General features: G+C 40.1%; 16 protein-coding genes. 10 read left to right on the forward strand and 6 right to left on the reverse strand.

Annotated features, from left to right (window positions below):
* The coding region (locus WSC_RS24105) for a VolA/Pla-1 family phospholipase (RefSeq protein WP_040394164.1) at positions 1-1324 on the forward strand (1324 nt) is incomplete at its 5' end.
* A gap of 117 nt (positions 1325-1441) precedes the next feature.
* The gene (gene yfbV / locus WSC_RS0109445; protein ID WP_016955676.1) at positions 1442-1888 is read left to right on the forward strand and encodes a terminus macrodomain insulation protein YfbV; all 447 of its coding nucleotides are present in this window, start codon (positions 1442-1444) and stop codon (positions 1886-1888) included.
* Here the strand turns inward: yfbV and WSC_RS0109450 are convergent.
* The 6 genes from WSC_RS0109450 to cmoA form a co-directional block, all read right to left on the reverse strand.
* Positions 1885-2289 (reverse strand): response regulator, encoded by a 405-nt coding sequence (locus tag WSC_RS0109450; RefSeq protein WP_016955677.1) that lies wholly within the window; start codon positions 2287-2289, stop codon positions 1885-1887. The two genes, yfbV and WSC_RS0109450, sit on opposite strands and share 4 nt — an antisense overlap.
* On the reverse strand, positions 2289-4919 hold the full coding sequence (locus WSC_RS0109455; protein WP_016955678.1) for a hybrid sensor histidine kinase/response regulator: 2631 nt from the start codon (positions 4917-4919) through the stop codon (positions 2289-2291). Before WSC_RS0109455 ends, WSC_RS0109450 begins: the two co-directional genes overlap by 1 nt.
* A complete protein-coding gene (locus WSC_RS0109460) occupies positions 4916-5980 on the reverse strand; it encodes a polyamine ABC transporter substrate-binding protein (RefSeq protein ID WP_016955679.1) in 1065 nt (354 codons plus the stop codon). Before WSC_RS0109460 ends, WSC_RS0109455 begins: the two co-directional genes overlap by 4 nt.
* Positions 5981-6065: 85 nt before the next feature.
* Positions 6066-6476 (reverse strand): hypothetical protein, encoded by a 411-nt coding sequence (locus WSC_RS0109465; protein WP_016955680.1) that lies wholly within the window; start codon positions 6474-6476, stop codon positions 6066-6068.
* Between the two features lie 77 nt (positions 6477-6553).
* Positions 6554-7513, reverse strand: coding sequence for a tRNA 5-methoxyuridine(34)/uridine 5-oxyacetic acid(34) synthase CmoB (cmoB, locus tag WSC_RS0109470; protein ID WP_016955681.1), 960 nt, complete (start codon positions 7511-7513; stop codon positions 6554-6556).
* A gap of 12 nt (positions 7514-7525) precedes the next feature.
* Positions 7526-8257: a carboxy-S-adenosyl-L-methionine synthase CmoA gene (cmoA, locus tag WSC_RS0109475; RefSeq protein WP_016955682.1), complete on the reverse strand. Its 732-nt coding sequence runs from the start codon at positions 8255-8257 to the stop codon at positions 7526-7528.
* A gap of 184 nt (positions 8258-8441) precedes the next feature.
* On the opposite strand from cmoA, the gene WSC_RS22370 reads away from it, so the two are divergent.
* From WSC_RS22370 to tolQ, 8 genes are all read left to right on the forward strand, one after another.
* Entirely contained in the window at positions 8442-9599 is a 1158-nt protein-coding gene (locus WSC_RS22370) for an efflux RND transporter periplasmic adaptor subunit (protein WP_016955683.1), read from the forward strand.
* Positions 9596-12715, forward strand: a complete 3120-nt coding sequence (locus tag WSC_RS0109485) for an efflux RND transporter permease subunit (protein WP_016955684.1) — start codon at positions 9596-9598, stop codon at positions 12713-12715. The genes WSC_RS22370 and WSC_RS0109485 overlap by 4 nt, the downstream gene beginning before the upstream one ends.
* Before the next feature lie 124 nt (positions 12716-12839).
* Positions 12840-14612 (forward strand): aspartate--tRNA ligase, encoded by a 1773-nt coding sequence (aspS, locus tag WSC_RS0109490; RefSeq protein ID WP_016955685.1) that lies wholly within the window; start codon positions 12840-12842, stop codon positions 14610-14612.
* A 69-nt stretch (positions 14613-14681) separates the two neighbouring features.
* A complete protein-coding gene (ruvC, locus tag WSC_RS0109495; protein WP_016955686.1) occupies positions 14682-15203 on the forward strand; it encodes a crossover junction endodeoxyribonuclease RuvC in 522 nt (173 codons plus the stop codon).
* A gap of 8 nt (positions 15204-15211) precedes the next feature.
* Entirely contained in the window at positions 15212-15832 is a 621-nt protein-coding gene (gene ruvA, locus WSC_RS0109500; protein ID WP_016955687.1) for a Holliday junction branch migration protein RuvA, read from the forward strand.
* Between the two features lie 2 nt (positions 15833-15834).
* Positions 15835-16854 carry a Holliday junction branch migration DNA helicase RuvB gene (gene ruvB, locus WSC_RS0109505; protein WP_016955688.1) on the forward strand — a complete coding sequence of 340 codons (1020 nt, stop codon included), beginning with the start codon at positions 15835-15837 and terminating at the stop codon, positions 16852-16854.
* Entirely contained in the window at positions 16854-17261 is a 408-nt protein-coding gene (gene ybgC, locus WSC_RS0109510; RefSeq protein ID WP_016955689.1) for a tol-pal system-associated acyl-CoA thioesterase, read from the forward strand. The genes ruvB and ybgC overlap by 1 nt, the downstream gene beginning before the upstream one ends.
* Complete coding sequence (gene tolQ, locus WSC_RS0109515; protein ID WP_016955690.1) at positions 17251-17946, forward strand: protein TolQ; 696 nt, start codon at positions 17251-17253, stop codon at positions 17944-17946. The genes ybgC and tolQ overlap by 11 nt, the downstream gene beginning before the upstream one ends.
* The last annotated feature ends 3 nt before the right edge of the window (positions 17947-17949 follow it).

Raw genomic sequence — 17949 nt, forward strand, 5'->3', positions numbered from 1 at the left:
ATGCCAAGCTTTAGGTTTGCGCGATTTAGGTTTAGATACTGAGCGCAATATTACCCAATATAACCCAGTACCGGCAGTTAAAAGTTTAGTGAACACTAATTTGCAGGTGACTGTGCCAGATGCTGCATATGTCAGTATTTTTAATCAAACTAATGTTGAAATGCCGACGGCTGGCTGGCCGGTTGTTATTTTGCAACACGGCATTACCAGTCGCAAAGAAGATATGTTGGCGTTAACTGCGGCATTAAGCAAAGCAGGCTTTGCAACAGTAGCAATGGATATGGTGTTACACGGTTCTCGCGGATTTGATGTCACAGGTGATGGCAACGCAGATGTAGTTGCAAACGATGAAAAAGGCGCGACCGCTTATATGAATTTGCAAAACGCTCGTGCTATGCGTGACAACATGCGTCAAAGCATTGTTGATTTATTGCGTCTTCGAGCAGCAATTGCAAGTTTAGCTGGTCAAGAGTTTGATGGACAAATGCTCGATGTTTCTAACGTTTCATTTGTCGGTCACAGCTTAGGTGGTATTGTTGGTGCGAGCTTTACTGCAATTGCTAATACAGGTTTTGCGACCCTTGGTTCAGAGCAATTAGCGCAAGCAGGCGCTGATGCATTATTTACAATCAAGGCTGGTGTATTTGCTAATGCATCAGGTGGCGTGGCAAATTTCTTGTTAGACAGTGGTGCGTTTGGTCGTTTTATCAAAGGTAGCGTTTTATTGGCTAACTTAAGCAGTGATAATGCGAGTTTAGCCGCTCTTGCCCAAGGGTATGCGACATATTTGGCGCAAAATGGCGCCGATTTACAAGCTTTGACGGCAGCAGATCATAATCAATATTTTGATGGCTACTTGGCAGTATTAGCGAGCAATAATCCAGCTGGGGTTGTTGCGATCAACAGTGTCATCAGTCAATACGGTTTTGCTGTGCAAACTATGTTAGATGAAGGTGATCCTAACCGATATGCAAGCTGGTTAGCTGCAAGTGCAACTCCAGTATTGATAACGGAAATTTATGGAGATGGCCAAGATCCAACCACGTGGGACCAAGTAATTCCCCCGTTTGCCAGCGCTTCTCCGACTTCGGGCACAGAACAGTTTGCCCGATTGTTAGGTATATCTGCAATAACTGCGGATGTGGAAGGTGACACACCTACATCTGGCTTGATTCGTTACAATACTGGTGGGCATAGCTCATTGCTTGATCCATCAGTTAGTGGTGCAGTCACAACAGAGATGCAAACGAGCGTTGCAACTTTCTTGCTAAGTGGCGGTACAAGAATAGACATTAATGAAGATTCAACCGTAGTCGTAAAATAACTGGATAAACAGGTCAAGCTGATAAAGTTTGACCTTTTTAGCATAAATCAACTTGATCCTACTCAAGGATGACATATTATAAATACTAACAGCGTCGCTGTGTGTGAGGTACCCAATATGTTGTCTAATTTATTTCATGATCTTGTTACTGGTCACCAATACAGTAAAAAATGGCCAGTTAAACCTCAGTTATATGCCATTTTCCCTGAATGTAGAGTGATCAAAGCCACTCATTTTGCAGTTATGTTTCTGCCTGTCATTGCAATTATTTCATTTTGTATTCAAGTGGCTGTGTTGGGTTATGAGTTTATGCCTCAAGCGTTGGCGATGGCGTGTTTAATTTTAAGTATGCCACTACAAGGGTATTATTGGTTAGGTAAAAGAGCGCAACAACCGCTACCCATGAGTTTAGTCAATTGGTACGGGCAATTAGAAAATAAGTTGTTGGAGCAAGGGGTTAGTGTGAAATCTAACTCTTCTAAACTTAGATATTTAGATATGGCACTGCTGCTTAATTTAGCCTTTAAAGAATTAGAAAAAGGCTGGTGGAAAGAGTGGTTTTAACCAATAAATTCACAGCCCATATTTTTTAATGTTACAAAGAGCTTTTTAGGCTGGAAAGGCTTAACTAGAAAGCCTTTGGCACCTAATGACATTGCTTTTTTTACGTTGTCAGCAGTTGAATGGGCGCTAATGATAGCAACCTTAGCATTGGCATCTCTCGCTAATAGTTGTTCGAACACCGCTAAGCCGTCTTCTTCATCTAACATGATGTCTAAGAAAACGATATTTGGTTTTTCGGTTTGATATCTCTCAAAAGTTTCTTCTGCATTTTCAGCCTCGACAAAGCGGCTGAATCCCATTTCGAGCAGCATTTGACGTAAATAATCTCGCATAATGCGGCAGTCGTCGACAATCAGCACTTTTTCGCTACGAAGCGGTGTTAATTTTTTTTTGTCGTTCATTAAGCTTCCTTGAAATTTAGACTTGTAATTAAACTATGTAAGTTGACAAATTTCTGTTGTACTAAACTAATGTTACAAGTATATGCTGCTTGTTCAAGTTCAGCCGCCGGTTCGGCTAATTCTTGTTTACCAAAACTGGCACTGTTGCCTTTCAACGAATGTGCGATTAACGCAAGTTGTTGAAAATCTTTGCTGTTTAGAGCTTGCTGCATTTCTGCTAACTGCATAGGTAACCTTCGAGAAAACTCGTCAGTAAGTTGTTGGACATCTTCGCTATTTTTAAGGTTAGCTGCTATTTGTTCGAAGTCAATTGCCTGGGCTTGTTGACTATCATTGATTAAATATTTGGCTAAGGTTTCTAAGAGTATACCCGAGTCTATTGGTTTAGCTATATGATCATTGCATCCTTGTTGTAAATAATGGCTGATTTCTTCTCGCATAACATTTGCGGTTAATGCAATAATTGGTTGTTCAAAGCCAGTCTGTCGAATTAACTGCGTGGCTTCTAAGCCACCCATAATCGGCATTTGCATATCCATAAGCACTAAGTCGAAGTCCTCAACTAAACATTTTTCAACCGCTTCTTGGCCATTATTAACGACCTCTATATTTACTTTGGTTGGCGACAGCATTAATTGTATTAGTCGTTGGTTGTCTAGATTATCTTCGGCCAATAAAATTTCAGCAGAAGACAAATCTAATTGAGTGGTGGTTTTTTGTGATGGACTCTTATTGAGAGTTATTGAAGTCAAATTGTGCAGTTGCTGAGCAGATAAATCTAAGGTTAAAGTAAATACTGAACCTTTGCCTTCTTGGCTTTTGACAGCAATGGAACCAGATAGGCACTCTGCTAACGATTGGCTGACCGCCAATCCTAAACCCGTACCACCATATTTGCGAGTGGTGCTAGAGTCAGCTTGGACAAAAGGTTGAAATAACTTAGCTTGCGCCTTGTCTGATAGACCAATGCCTGTATCAAAAATACTAAAAGAAAGCTGCTGAGTTAAATGTTCATATACAACTTCAACTTTTACGCCTCCTTGGTGGGTAAATTTTACTGCATTGGAAATTAGGTTTATCAGGATTTGCTTTAATCGAGTTGGATCTGAAATAAATTTGCTTGGCAACGCAGCAGCTAAATCAATATTGAAACTGAGAGATTTTTCTTGGCAGAGCTTTTCGGCGATATTGCTCAGTTCAGTAAGCATCTGGCTTAAATCAACTTGGATAGCTTCAACTTCTAGTTTGCCTGATTCGATTTTTGATAAATCTAAAATGTCGCTGATTAGTGACATTAAGTGGTTACTGCTACTCAGGACTTTCTGTAACAACTCATCCCTTAATTGCGCATCGTTTTGATGGACTAAGGCTTGCTCAGTAAAACCACAGATAGCTGTCAGAGGCGTGCGTATTTCATGGCTCATATTCGCTAAAAAGCGACTTTTTAGCTCGCTGGCTTGCTCGGCAAGAATGCGCGCTTGAGTTAGTTCTCTATTAGCATTTTGTAATGCCAAGGTTCTAGATTCCACTTTTTCTTCTAAGTGGTCTTTATAATCTTCTATACTACTTCGTGCTTGTTTGATTGAGTTGACCATTCGGTTGAATGATTCAAATAATCGGCCCATTTCATCATTTCGATTACTCGGCAAGCGCATCACCAGTTTGCCTGAAGCAATTGATTTACTCGCTGCATTCAGCTGTGCTATGGGTTTCAAAATAAGTTTTTCTAACGAAAAGAAGATTAACCAACTTGTTAATAACATAGAGACAAGCACTGCGAACAATACTATGTAGGATATATGTTTTGTGATGGCTAATTCGTTTGAAGGAACTGCGGTTGCTAGAACAAAATCCCCGTTTATCGGCTGTTTAGCAATGAGTAAGTCTTGGTCATTAAAATAAGTTTGAATTAGGTTAGCAGAGGTGCTTTGCAGCTGGTTATTCAAATATTGTGGCAGTTTATTACTCGGGTAATTGAAGCTAGATACGAGTATTTCACCTTGTCTATCAATCAGCACGTTTAAGCCTGACTCACCAACTAAGTTATGAATAACATTATGTATGGTTTCAGGGTTTACCTTAACGAGTAAATACCCCCAGTGAGTTTTATTCGCCAGTACTAACTTACGGATTGCGTAAAGACTTGGAAATAAAGGTTGTTCGCTAGCAAAAATATATTGTGAGTCAGTTGTTTGGTCTAATTTATCGAACCAAGCTGTGTGAGTCAGCCATTGCTCATTTATTGGGCTAAAGTCTGCTGCCAGTCGAGCATCAATTAATCCGTTTGGCCGAATGAGCTGAATTTCATCAATTTTAGGATAGGATTGAATATATTGAGCAAAGTTGTCTAAGACCTGCGGCAAGAGCAGGGCATATTTTTCATTATTTTGGCTACGTTGTATATACTCAATTAAGCTGGTATTACGACTTAATAACTCTAAGATAGAGTGAGTGTCAGAAAAATAATGCTCTAAAGTAAAAGCCTGCTGAGCGGCTTGATTTTTCAGACGGTTGTTAAATTGGTATCTATTATTATCCACCGACATATAAATGGCATATAAACCAATTCCTGTCATGGGTAAAGCGACAAGCAACAATATAAGTACAATAAGTTTGTTGCTGAGTTTCATAGTCTTTTTTGGCCTAGTTGTTTGTGTGCAAATACCAGTTGTTTGTAGGTCATTTGAAAGTAGCGCTCAGTACTCGCAGCAATCACTTTGTTTAACTGTACTTTAGTGGACAATGTCGGATACAAGGTTTGGTTGTTTTGAACTTCTGTCGGTAACAGCTTATAAGCGGCCAAATTGGGTGTCGGGTACTGTAAATCTAATGCTAGCCGCATCGAATTTTGTGGGTCTAATAAAAAATTAATGAATTGATGAGCAAGCTTCTTTTGTCCACTGGCTCTACTTATGCTTAAACAATCTAACCATGCGTTTGTGCCGTCTGCAGGTTGAATAAATTCAAGATCTGAATTAAGCGACTTTAAGTATAACGCATCGCCGTTGTAAGCCATCGAAATCCAGATTTCTTCATTATTTAATCTATTATTTTTATCTAAATTTAGTGCACTAAAGCTGTTTATGTGTGTTAGTTGCTCATGGATAATTGCAGCAGCTTGGTTAATGTGTGACTGCTCATCTGAATGGCTATCAAACCCAGCTGCTATCAAAGCCATGGGTAACAAAGTGCGAGAATCATTGAGTAAATTAACTTTACCAGAGTATCGCTGTAATTGAGCAAAAAAATCTCGCCAACTCAATGGCGGTTGGCTGATGTATTTTTTGTTGTAAACAATACCTATTGTTCCCCAAAAGTAGGGCACACAATAATCGCCAAATTCATTTGCTGCCTGCTGCCACTTAGGCTCAATGTGGATTAAATTCGGTAGTGAAGGTTTATTATAGCTGTCTAACCATAGTTGTTGTTGGTACATTGGTAACCGAACTCGACTGGTTAGTATGATGTCGTAACCTTGGCCTTGGGTCAGGTTGAGTAATCTGTCGCGAGCGTCGTCTGAATCGTAGTGGATTTGTTTTACGCTAGTGCCGGTTTGGCTGTGGAAAGCATCTAATAGGGATTGAGATATATATTCAGGCCAAGTCAACAAAGTAATTTCAGAAGCTCGCACAGAACTTAAAGTAAGCGATATAACTAAAGTGGCTAACGTGAAAATACTTTGTTTGTGCATAACATCCAATTTGTCTAAATTTTTACCTAATTCCTTCAGTATATATAAGATTTTACAAAGTTAGCAATTTGTTGGAGATTTTTTGTTACTGTGTCACGTTACTGATTGCAAGTTCAAAATAACGACGGACATTTGTATTTACATCAACCACGAGTTTTTGATAACAAATACCAGGAAACGCAAATGTATGGCCAGAAAATGCAAGCATAACGGTAGGCGCATTTGGATCTGAATCGTCATATAACCATTCGCCCCCTATATGTTTACGGAAAGTTTCTCCCATATAAGCGCCAAGCATATTACAAATCACAAAGATAAAGTCTTGTTTGCGATCCGTTTCGTCTTTTAGTTTAGCTATGCTCCACAAAATTGCTTTATCAATTTGTGCTATGCTTTCAATCGAATAGTCGAGCTGCACACCATATTCTTCATTAATATAGCTAACAGCGTCTTGCGCCGACTCTTGCATTAATTTAGTGATTTCAGCTTGGTTCATTATTATTTTTTCCTACAGCTATTGCTAACCTATCTGTTGATTTCATTAAGCCTATGTGCAAAAGCTAATTACTTCAACTATTTATTGGCGATTACCACTGCGCGTATAGGTGCAGGGTAGCCTTCAACTGTTTTATCTCTGTCGTTAATATCTAAAAAATCTGCTAACGATTCGTTCTCCATCCAAGCCGTTTTTCTTTGTTCGTCTAACGAAGTGACAGTTTCGTCTACAACTCGAATATTTTTGAAACCAAGGCGACTTAACCAGTGGCATAAAGCTTTACTACTTGGAATAAACCACACGTTGCGCATTCTTGCATAACGTTCACCCGGTACTAAAACAGTATTTTCGTCACCTGCAACAACTATGGTTTCAAGGATTAACTCACCGCCGGGTCTAAGCTGGTCTTTTAGTTGCTGCAAAAATTCAAATGGACTGCGTCTATGATACAAAACACCCATAGAAAATACTGTGTCAAACGCATTACTTGCCGGCAGTTGTTCAACGCCCAATGGTAATAAGTGAATACCAGGTTGCTGAGCGTATTTTTGCATTGCCTGAAACTGTACAACAAACAGCTGAGAAGGATCTGCTCCAACAACAAATTTTGCACCTTCACCTAACATGCGCCACATGTGGTAGCCGTTGCCACACCCTACATCCAACACAGTGCGATTTTTTAATGGTTGAATATGTGGTAGCAGTCGGTCCCATTTCCAGTCACTGCGCCATTCTGTATCCAAATCAATATGAAATAGCTGATAAGGGCCTTTGCGCCAAGGCATAAATTGTTTTAATAAAACTTCTAAGCGTTTTTGTTGGCCTAGATTTAGATCGTCGCTGTGGCCGATAGCCACTGCTGATTTAAGCTCAACACAAGTTGCCGTGGCTTCTGGCAAATTTTCAATGGTTTTTTGCCAGCTTTTAAATTCGCCATGCAAGGCGTTTTTTTGCCAATCTGCTAGTAGCGCTGGCATAGTTTCTATCCAACTGTGTAGCTGATTATTGAGTATGTCTTGGTAAAATTGGTTAAACATGCGGTTTAAGCTCTAGTCTTTTATAGCAATTAGCGAACAAAAATTAAAACACTGATACCACTGATTAAATTGGTTGAATCCTGCGTTTTTTAATCTTTGATAATGAGTATCTAAATCGTCAGGTTTCATTACGTTTTCTATTGCGGTGCGTTTTTGGCTGATTTCAAGTTCGCTGTAGCCATGGGCACGCTTAAAATCTAGATGTAAATCGTTGAGTGTATGTTGGATTTTATCTTGGTTGAAAATGAGTTTTTCGGATAAGACCAAAATGCCACCCGGATTTAATCCTTGGTATATCTGTTTAATCAATTGTTCACGCAAATCGGCCGCAATAAATTGCAGCGTGAAGTTCAACACCACCATAGAGGCATTGTGAATATCCAATTTAAGTACATCGTCACATAAGACAATGGTTTTCACATTGGATTTGTAATTGAGCAAATGTTTGCGACATTTTTCAGCCATAGGTTGAGAATAGTCGACTGCAAATAAAGTATTGTTGGCACTGGTAATATTGCGGCGAATAGACAAACTGGCCGCACCTAAGGATGCACCTAAATCATATATGTGGCTATCATCCGTTACATAGGCTTTAGCTAAGTGACCTATGGTTGAAATGATGGTTTGATAACCTGGTACCGAACGTTCAATCATATCAGAAAATACATCAACGACACTGTCGTCAAAAACAAAGTCTTTAACTTGATGTTGTGGACTTGCGTATATGTTATCTCTTTTGCTCATTTCAGTAATTTGTAGGCTGTCAGGCTAGGTTGAGCGGATTCTACCCTAAACTTCAGTTAATTGCTGCAATAAGGGGGATTTTGCTTGGAGATAAATTAAGTTATTAGTTTGTTAAAACAAAAAGTTAATTCTAAGCTTAGACTGTTGCATACTCTGTTAAATACTTTTGCTCTGGATAATAATAATGCGAGACAGCTTTCCTCTAGTACTGGCAACCTTATTTAGTTTGTTTATTGCTCTGTATTGGTTAACCGATGACGACGGCTTGGTTGTACAAGTGCCAAAAAAAGCGCAATTGAATGTTGAAGTACAGATTGTTGGTAAGCAGTCATTTACCCCTATTATTGCTTCATATGGGCGGGTACAAGCTCGTACCCAAGGGCAGGTGGTGAGTCAAATCGGCGGACAAATTACCTATTTAAATACTGGTTTTTTTAACGGGGGATTTTTCCAACAAGGCGAATTGTTGGTCGCGATTGATAAACGCGACTATCAATCAGATGTCGACGTTGCCAACGCGGGTTATCTCAACGCTAAACAAAATTATTTACAAGAACTCGCCAAAGCTAAACAAGCCAAACAAGATTGGCATAGAGCGCAAGGGGATAGTATTCCACCCGATTTGGTATTGCGCAAACCACAACTCGCCGCCGCTGAAGCCAATTTAGTTTCAGCCGAAGCTAAACTGAATAAAGCAAAGCTTAATTTGGAACGTACTGAAATTACCGCGCCTTACGATGGATATACGCTAAAGAAAAATGTTGCTATAGGTCAGGTGATTGGGGCAAATAATGTTCTAGGCGAAATTTACGCCATTGATGCATTTGAAGTTAGGCTACCACTTAATAACGAAGATTTGCCATTGGTTAAATTACCAAGTGTCGTAAAAGGACAGACTGAAGTTGGTGTTGCGACTAATGTGACCATTACATCCAACTTAGGTAAAACTTCACAGTGGCAAGGAAAACTGATTCGCACCGAAGGGGCTATTGATAGTGCGAGTCAACAATTGCATGTCATTGTCTCTATTCCTAAACCCTACCAGTCGAGTGTATATGATCAGCCGCTAAAAATTGGTCAATATGTCACTGCCTATTTTAATGGCGTGCAAGTGTCTGATGTATTTGTTATCTCGCCACAAGCGGTTTATCAAAATGAATATGCCTATGTTGTTAAAGGTAACGAGCTGATAAAACGTAAACTCGATATTGTCTGGCGTGATCATCAAAACGTGGTGGTAAAAAAAGGATTAAATGATGGTGATTCGTTAGTTGTCACCCCGCTAGGGCAAGTGCCAGAAAATATTCACGTCAATGCATTTACTGTGGCTGGTGTTGAATGATTGCATGGTTTGCGAAAAATGATATAGCCGCTAACTTACTCATGGCTTGTTTGTTGTTGGCTGGCGCTTGGTCATTGGTTTACCAAATACCACAACAAGTATTGCCAAAATTAGAAGCTGAACAAGTTGAAGTACATGTGCGTTATCCGGCGGCAGTGCCGTCCGATGTTGAACTAAAAGTCACCACGCATATTGAATCTGCGCTGCGAGAGCTGGCTGAAGTTAAGCAGATAAAAAGCCAGTCGAGCCAAGAGTTAAGTCATGTAGTGGCTAAGTTGCACAATAATGTAGATATCACAGATGCAATGCAAAAAATTCAGCTGAAAATTAATGCAATTAATACTCTGCCGAAAGAAATTGATAACCCCAAAATACAAATCAAAAACGAATTTACCCAAGTATTAGGTGTGGTGATATACGGCGAACAGCCGCAACAAGTTTTACGTCGTTATGCCGAGCAAATTTACAGTGAGTTGGCGACCTTACCTGAACTACGTAAAATTGTTATGAAACATGCGCCAGACTATGAAATATCGATTCAGATACCAACAGAAAATTTGCAGAAGTACCAGTTAAGTTTTGGCCAAGTCGCAAGAGCGATAGCTGAGAATGCACAAGACTTATCGGCTGGCTATTTATATTCAGCTAACGGCGATATTATCATTCGTTCGCAAGGTCAGGCGTATACTGGCGATGCGCTCAATAATATAGTGGTTAAATATCAAGGGGATGGTAGTACGGTCAAACTACATCAAATCGCCAATATTGATGATGGTTTTGCCGAAGTGGCACTGAGTACAAGATTTAATGGTTATCCTGCGGTATTTATGGAAGTTCAGCAAACAGAAAAACAAAATGCGATTCGCATTGCCCATCTAGTTAAAGACTTTGTCCAACAAAAACAGCACAGTCTGCCACAAGGTATTTATATAGGGCACTGGAGTGATAACGCTGAACGTTTGGAAAACCGTATTTCAGGTATGGTCGACAGTGCTGTATACGGCAGTATTTTAGTGTTATTGATGCTGACATTATTTTTGCGTCCTGCGGTGGCGTTTTGGGTGTTTTTAGGTATTCCGTTAAGTTTTTTAGGCGCATTTGCCGTGATGCCGTTATTCGGTGTCAGTCTGAATCTCATCAGTATGTTTGGTTTTATTTTAGTACTGGGCATGGTGGTGGATGACGCTATTGTCACAGGTGAAAACGTCTATAGCCATTTGGAACATGCCGAGTCTGGTTTACATGCGGCTATTGCCGGGACCAAAGAAGTTGCCCAGCCTGTAACCTTGGGGCTGCTTACGACTATTGTTGCATTTATCCCGTTGTTTTTTGTCGCAGGTAGCCAAGGGATTATTTTAAGCCAAATTGCCGCTGTGGTGATCCCTGTATTGTTATTTAGTTTAATTGAAACTAAATGGGTGTTGCCAGCTAGACTCAAGTTTGTTCGTTTGGAAACAGGCAATCAAATGAAGGGGTTGGCTAAGTGGCAGCATAATATTAATAAGGCATTTGCATATCATAGTGAGCGTTATTATCGACCTGCGCTTGCTTGGTGTATTCAATACAAATTTAGCTGTTTAGTGATATTTTTTGGCTTCTTTTTAGTGGTTGTCTCAGCTGTGTTTACTGGTGAAAACAAATTTGTGTTTTTCCCAAAGATAACCAGTGATCAAGTTAAAGTTGTATTAACCATGCCGGCAGGGACAAATACTCATATAGTTGACCGCAACATTCAGCATATTAGTGAACAAGCACAAACACTGCGGAACAAGTATATAGACTCGGAAATGGGTCAAAGTATTATCCGCAACATAGTTTCGGTTACTGGTGCTGCAGGTAATGAAGAAAACAATCCATATATGGGATATGTTAGTTTTGACTTGGTGCCAGCAGAGCAACATAGCTTAACTATTACTAGTCTTGAGTTAGAAGATGAATGGCGCAAGTTAATTGGGCCAATTATTGGCGCTGAAAGTTTAGTGTTTGAAGCGCAAGCGGGCAAAACGAATAACATAATCGACATTAGAGTTTCAGGGCAAAATTTAGCTGAATTACAAAAAGCAGCACAAATCATAAAAAGCAAATTATCGACCATTCCTTTTGTCGAAGACATTGCCGACAATTATGCACCCGGCAGGCAACAACTCTTTTTAGAGCTAACACCGTTGGCTAAATCTTTGGGTGTGACCCGTTCAGATTTGCTCGCCCAAGTTCGGGCTGGTTTTTGGGGCATAGAGGTTCAGCGCATTATTCGTCACGGTCAAGAAGTAAAAGTTAAAGTACGTTTACCAGCGAATGAGCGCAGTAGCTTGCCGGATTTGCAACGTTTTATGATTCATTTAAAAGACGGCAAAGAAGTCCCTTTATCTCAATTGGCAAGCTTTAGCATTGACACTGGCCCGCAAGTTATTCGCCGGGTTGACCATCAACGCAGCATCGAAATATCCGCGGACTTTTCTGATCCGAAAATAGATATTCGTAAATTGAATAAGATGTTAGATGGCTATTTATTTGAGCTTGCAGAAGATTATCCGCAGCTTAAATTTAAATTGGTTGGCGAAAGTAGTGAGTTAAAACAAACGCTCAATTCTTTGAAGTGGGGCATATTAGCAGCGCTGATTATCATCTATGGTTTATTGGCTATCCCATTTAAATCTTATATTCACCCACTGATTGTGATGTCGGTGATTCCATTTAGTGTCATTGGTTCAATGGCTGGACATTGGTTATTGTCTATCGAGCTGACAATGATGAGTTTTATTGGTTTGATTGCCTTGGTTGGTGTTGTGGTTAACGATGCTGTGGTATTAGTCGAATTTATCAATAAACAATATCAAAAAACACATTCTGTGATTGAATCCGTGATGAAAGTCACTTCAACTCGGCTTAGACCTGTTATGTTAACTTCGATGACTACTTTTCTCGGGTTATTACCTCTGATCTTAGATGGCTCGTCACAAGCGCAATTTTTAGTACCTATGGCTGTATCCTTAGGTTTTGGCATTCTATTTGCGCCTTTTGTTACTTTGTTTTTGGTGCCGGTTAATTATTTACTGTTGCAAAAGTGTTTAACTTGGTGGCATAACCTTGAAGCAAAAATGACAAGTCGGCATTAGCCATTATGATGGCTGTTAAATTTGCTTAAATCTAGCTATAATCCCGCACAATTTTCAGATCAAACAAGCTGATGTGGTGATTTTCCCACATCCGCTATTATTCTAGCTAGGAATTAAACTCATTATGCGAAGCCATTATTGTGGACAAATTAATCAATCTTTAGTTGGGCAAAACGTAACTCTGTGTGGTTGGGTTAACCGTCGCCGTGATTTAGGTGGTCTAATCTTTTTAGATGTTCGAGACGTGAAAGGGATAGTTCAAGTAGTTGTTGACCCTGACTTTGAAGATTTGTTTGCAATAGCTAACAAATTAAAACATGAGTTTTGTATTCAGTTAACTGGTGCTGTGCGTGCTCGTCCTGATAGCCAAGTAAATAAAAATATGGCAACTGGTGAAGTTGAAATTTTGGCATCAGAATTAACTATTTTAAATGCTGCTGCACCATTACCATTGAATATGGATGGCCATTTAAATAACTCAGAAGAACAAAGATTAAAATATCGTTATTTAGATTTACGTCGCCCAGAAATGGCAGACCGCTTAAAATTCCGGGCAAAAGTAACTAGTCAAATTCGTAGTTATCTAGACAGCAAAGACTTTTTAGATATTGAAACACCAATTTTGACAAAAGCGACACCAGAAGGTGCGCGTGACTATCTAGTTCCAAGTCGTACACATAAAGGGCACTTTTTTGCATTACCTCAATCACCACAATTGTTTAAACAGTTGTTGATGATGGCCGGTATGGACAGATACTATCAAATCGTTAAATGTTTCCGTGACGAAGATTTACGAGCAGATCGCCAACCAGAATTCACCCAAATTGATATAGAAACTTCATTTATGTCTGCTGATGAAGTGATGTCAGTCACTGAAGATATGACACGTCAGCTATTCAGCAACTTATTGGACGTAGATTTAGGTGAATTCCCACGTATGACTTATGCAGAAGCCATGACAAAATATGGTAGCGATAAGCCAGACTTACGTATTCCATTAGAAATGGTTGATGTGGCTGATTTAATGCAAGGTGTTGAGTTTAAAGTATTCTCAGGTCCAGCAAACGACCCTAAAGGCCGTGTAGCTGCACTTAAAGTGCCACAAGGCGCGGACAAGTTTTCACGCAAAGATATTGATGAATTAACTAAATTTGTTGGTATTTACGGCGCTAAAGGTTTAGCTTGGATTAAAGTAAATGATTTAAGCAAAGGTGTTGAAGGTTTACAGTCACCGATTCTTAAATTCTTACCAGAAGATGTTGCGTTAGCCATTATGGAGCGCACTCAAGCTGAAACTGGCGATATCCTATTCTTTGGTAGTGACAAATACACAGTTGTTAGTGAAGCCATAGGTGCACTTAGATTAAAAATTGGTGAAACCTTAGGTTTAGTTGCTGATGAGTGGAAACCACTTTGGGTTGTTGACTTCCCAATGTTTGAAGAGCTAGAAGATGGTGGTTTAACCCCATTACATCACCCGTTTACCGCACCAATTGGTGTGACTCCAGCTGAATTAAAAGCACAACCAGAAAATACCTTATCCAATGCATACGACATGGTATTAAATGGCTGTGAAGTGGGTGGTGGTTCTGTACGTATTCACAACCAAGATATGCAACAAGTGGTATTTGAAATTTTAGGTATTGGTGAAGAAGAAGCACAAGAAAAATTTGGCTTCTTATTAGATGCATTAAAATTTGGTGCGCCACCACATGCAGGTTTAGCTTTTGGTTTAGACCGTTTAGTCATGTTAATGACAGGCGCTTCGTCTATTCGTGACGTAATGGCATTCCCGAAAACAACGACTGCGGCATGTCCATTAACTGACGCACCTGGCACGGCTAATCCACAGCAATTAGTTGACCTTGCAATTGAAGTTAAATTGCCAACTAAATAAGCGTGATTAATTGTTTGTAAGGCGGTGATATCACCGCCTTTTTTTTAAGTAACCTTTTTTGAGACGCTCTTGAGCATTATTTTAGGTATAGATCCAGGTTCACGCATTACAGGTTATGGGGTTGTTCGCCAACAAGGGCGTCATTTTCACTACCTTGGCAGCGGCTGTATTCGTTTAGGTGACGGGCCTTTGGCTGAAAGGTTAATTGTTATTTTTAACGCAGTCAGCCAATTAATCGAACAATACCAACCTGATTTATTTGCGATTGAACAGGTGTTTTTGGCACACAATCCAGATTCAGCCTTAAAACTTGGCCAAGCACGTGGTGCGGCAATTGTTGCTGCTGGTCATGCTAAATTACCGGTCGCAGAATATTCTGCAAGGCAAATCAAACAAGCGGTAGTGGGCAAAGGTAATGCAGAAAAAACACAAGTGCAGCATATGGTTAGCCATATTTTAAAGTTAACTAAGTCGCCTCAAGCAGACGCGGCCGATGCATTAGCTGTTGCTTTGTGTCATGGCCATACTCAACAAAGTTTAGTCAGTTTAGCCGGCCAAGCACGTAAAACCGTGCGTGGTCGTTTACGTTAGGAGTCAGTATGATAGCTAAGTTAACCGGCAAGGTTATAGAAAAGCTACCACCAGAGTGCATCATAGATGTAAATGGCGTGGGTTATGAAGTTTTTCTACCTATGACGAGTTTTTACAAATTACCTGAATTGACTCAATCAACTAGTATTTATATACACCAAGTCATTCGTGAAGACGCGCATACCCTATATGGTTTCCATAATAGATTACATAGAGATTTGTTTCGCGAATTGTTAAAAGCCAATGGTGTTGGGCCAAAACTCGCTTTGGCTATTTTATCGGCTATGAGTGCCGAAGAATTTATCAATACTGTGCAAAACGAATCACTCGGTTTGTTGGTGAAAGTGCCGGGTGTTGGTAAAAAAACCGCAGAACGTTTATTGCTGGAAATGAAAGACAAATTGATGAAGTGGTCGGCGAATATGGTATCAACTGGCATCTTGTCTGAGTCGACCCCAGAACAATTCGCGCAAGCGAGCCAAGCGCAATCGAGTAGCCAAGATGCAATTGAAGCCTTAATCGCTTTAGGGTATAAAGCCAATCAAGCAGAAAGTGCAGTGAAAAAGGTTGCACAAACTGGTTTGTCGAGCGAAGAAATTATTCGCCAAGCCCTTAAGAGTATGTTGTAAACATGATTGAAGCAGATCGAATAATCAGTGCTAGTGCACAAGCAGAAGAAGAAATAATCGACCGCGCCATTCGCCCCGAAAAGTTATCCGACTATACAGGGCAAAAGCGCGTGGTTGAGCAAATGAATATTGCAATTGAAGCGGCACGTAAACGTGCGGATGCACTCGATCATGTACTGATATTTGGCCCACCGGGTTTAGGTAAAACAACGCTTGCGCGCATTATCGCCAATGAAATGGGGGTCAACATTAAAACCACCTCTGGCCCTGTGTTAGAAAAAGCGGGTGATTTGGCAGCCTTGTTAACCAATTTAGAACCACATGATGTATTGTTTATTGACGAAATACACAGGTTAAGCCCAGTTGTTGAAGAGGTATTATATCCAGCAATGGAAGATTACCAGCTGGATATTATGATAGGTGAAGGCCCAGCAGCACGTTCAATAAAATTAGATTTACAGCCATTTACCCTAGTCGGCGCAACGACGCGAGCTGGTTCACTTACTTCACCTTTGCGTGACCGTTTTGGTTTAGTGCAAAGATTAGAATTTTATTCGGTTGATGAATTACAATCTATTGTTAAACGTTCGGCGCATCATTTAGCAATGGATTTAAACGACAAAGGTGCATTGGAAATTGCCCGTCGCGCACGTGGCACACCGCGTATAGCCAACAGGTTATTGCGCCGAGTACGTGATTTTGCTGATGTAAAATCAGCTGGTATCGCTGATGAGCAAGTTGCAGCTACAGCACTGGATTTACTCGACGTTGACAGTAAAGGCTTCGACTACATGGATAAAAAATTATTAGAAGCCATTATTGAAAAATTCGCCGGTGGCCCTGTTGGTTTAGATAATTTAGCCGCGGCAATTGGTGAAGAAAAAGATACCATTGAAGATGTGATTGAGCCATTTTTGATCCAACAGGGTTTTATTCAACGTACCCCTAGAGGAAGAATTGCCACAGCTAACGCCTATGTGCATTTTGGTTTGCAATACCCAGCAGCCGGAGAAAATAAATAATGGCGGCAATGGAATTTAATTTTGCTGTGCGTGTCTATTACGAAGATACAGATGCGGGTGGTTTGGTTTATCATGCAAACTATTTGAAGTATTATGAACGTGCTCGAACAGAATTTTTGTCATATTTGGGCATAGAACAAGACGGTTTACTCGCAAAACAAATAGGTTTTGTGGTAAAACGTATAACTATAGATAATATTTTGGCAGCAAAGTTTAACGACAGGTTAACTGTGGTGACCAAAATTAGTGCGCTAAAAAAAGCTCGATTAGAATTTGAGCAACGTATTGAAAAAGAGAATAAAGTAATTAATACAGCTTTAGTTGAAATTGCTTGTATAGATTTAGAAAAACTCAAACCGGTACGTATACCAGAATATATTTTAGGGGAATTACACAGTGTCAGCTGATATGTCTTTTATCGGTCTTTTTTTACAAGCTAGCCTGTTGGTTAAAGCAGTGATGATTTTATTACTGGTTGCATCCATTGTTTCTTGGGCAATGATTTTTCAACGCAGCAGTATCCTCAATAAAGCACATAAAGACAGCAGAGTTTTTGAAGACAGATTTTGGTCGGGTGTTGAGCTAGCGAATTTATACCACGAAGTTTCACATAAAATGGGGGAATCTAATGCTAGTGAAAGCGTATTTAAAGCTGGCTTTAAAGAATTTGCCCGCATGCGTAAAACGCCACATTGCTCACCTGAAGCTATTATGGACGCAACCCACAGAGCAATGCGTGTGTCTATGTCGCGCGAAGTGGATAAGTTAGAAACACATTTGCCATTTTTAGCTACGGTAGGTTCTATCAGCCCATACATAGGTTTATTTGGTACTGTATGGGGGATAATGAATGCATTTATCGCGTTGGGCGAGGTAAAACAAGCGACCTTGTCTATGGTTGCGCCAGGTATTGCCGAAGCATTGATAGCAACCGCCATGGGGCTATTTGCCGCTATACCTGCGGTTATTGCCTATAACCGTTTTTCAAATCGCGTTGAAAAAATTGAAAATGGCATGATTAATTTTATGGAAGAATTTTCGTCTATCATTCATCGCCAAGCTATTGCTAAAACAGAAAAGGGCGGAGAATAATCG

This window comes from Catenovulum agarivorans YM01 (assembly GCF_000281085.1).
GTDB classification, from domain to species: Bacteria; Pseudomonadota; Gammaproteobacteria; order Enterobacterales; family Alteromonadaceae; genus Catenovulum; species Catenovulum agarivorans.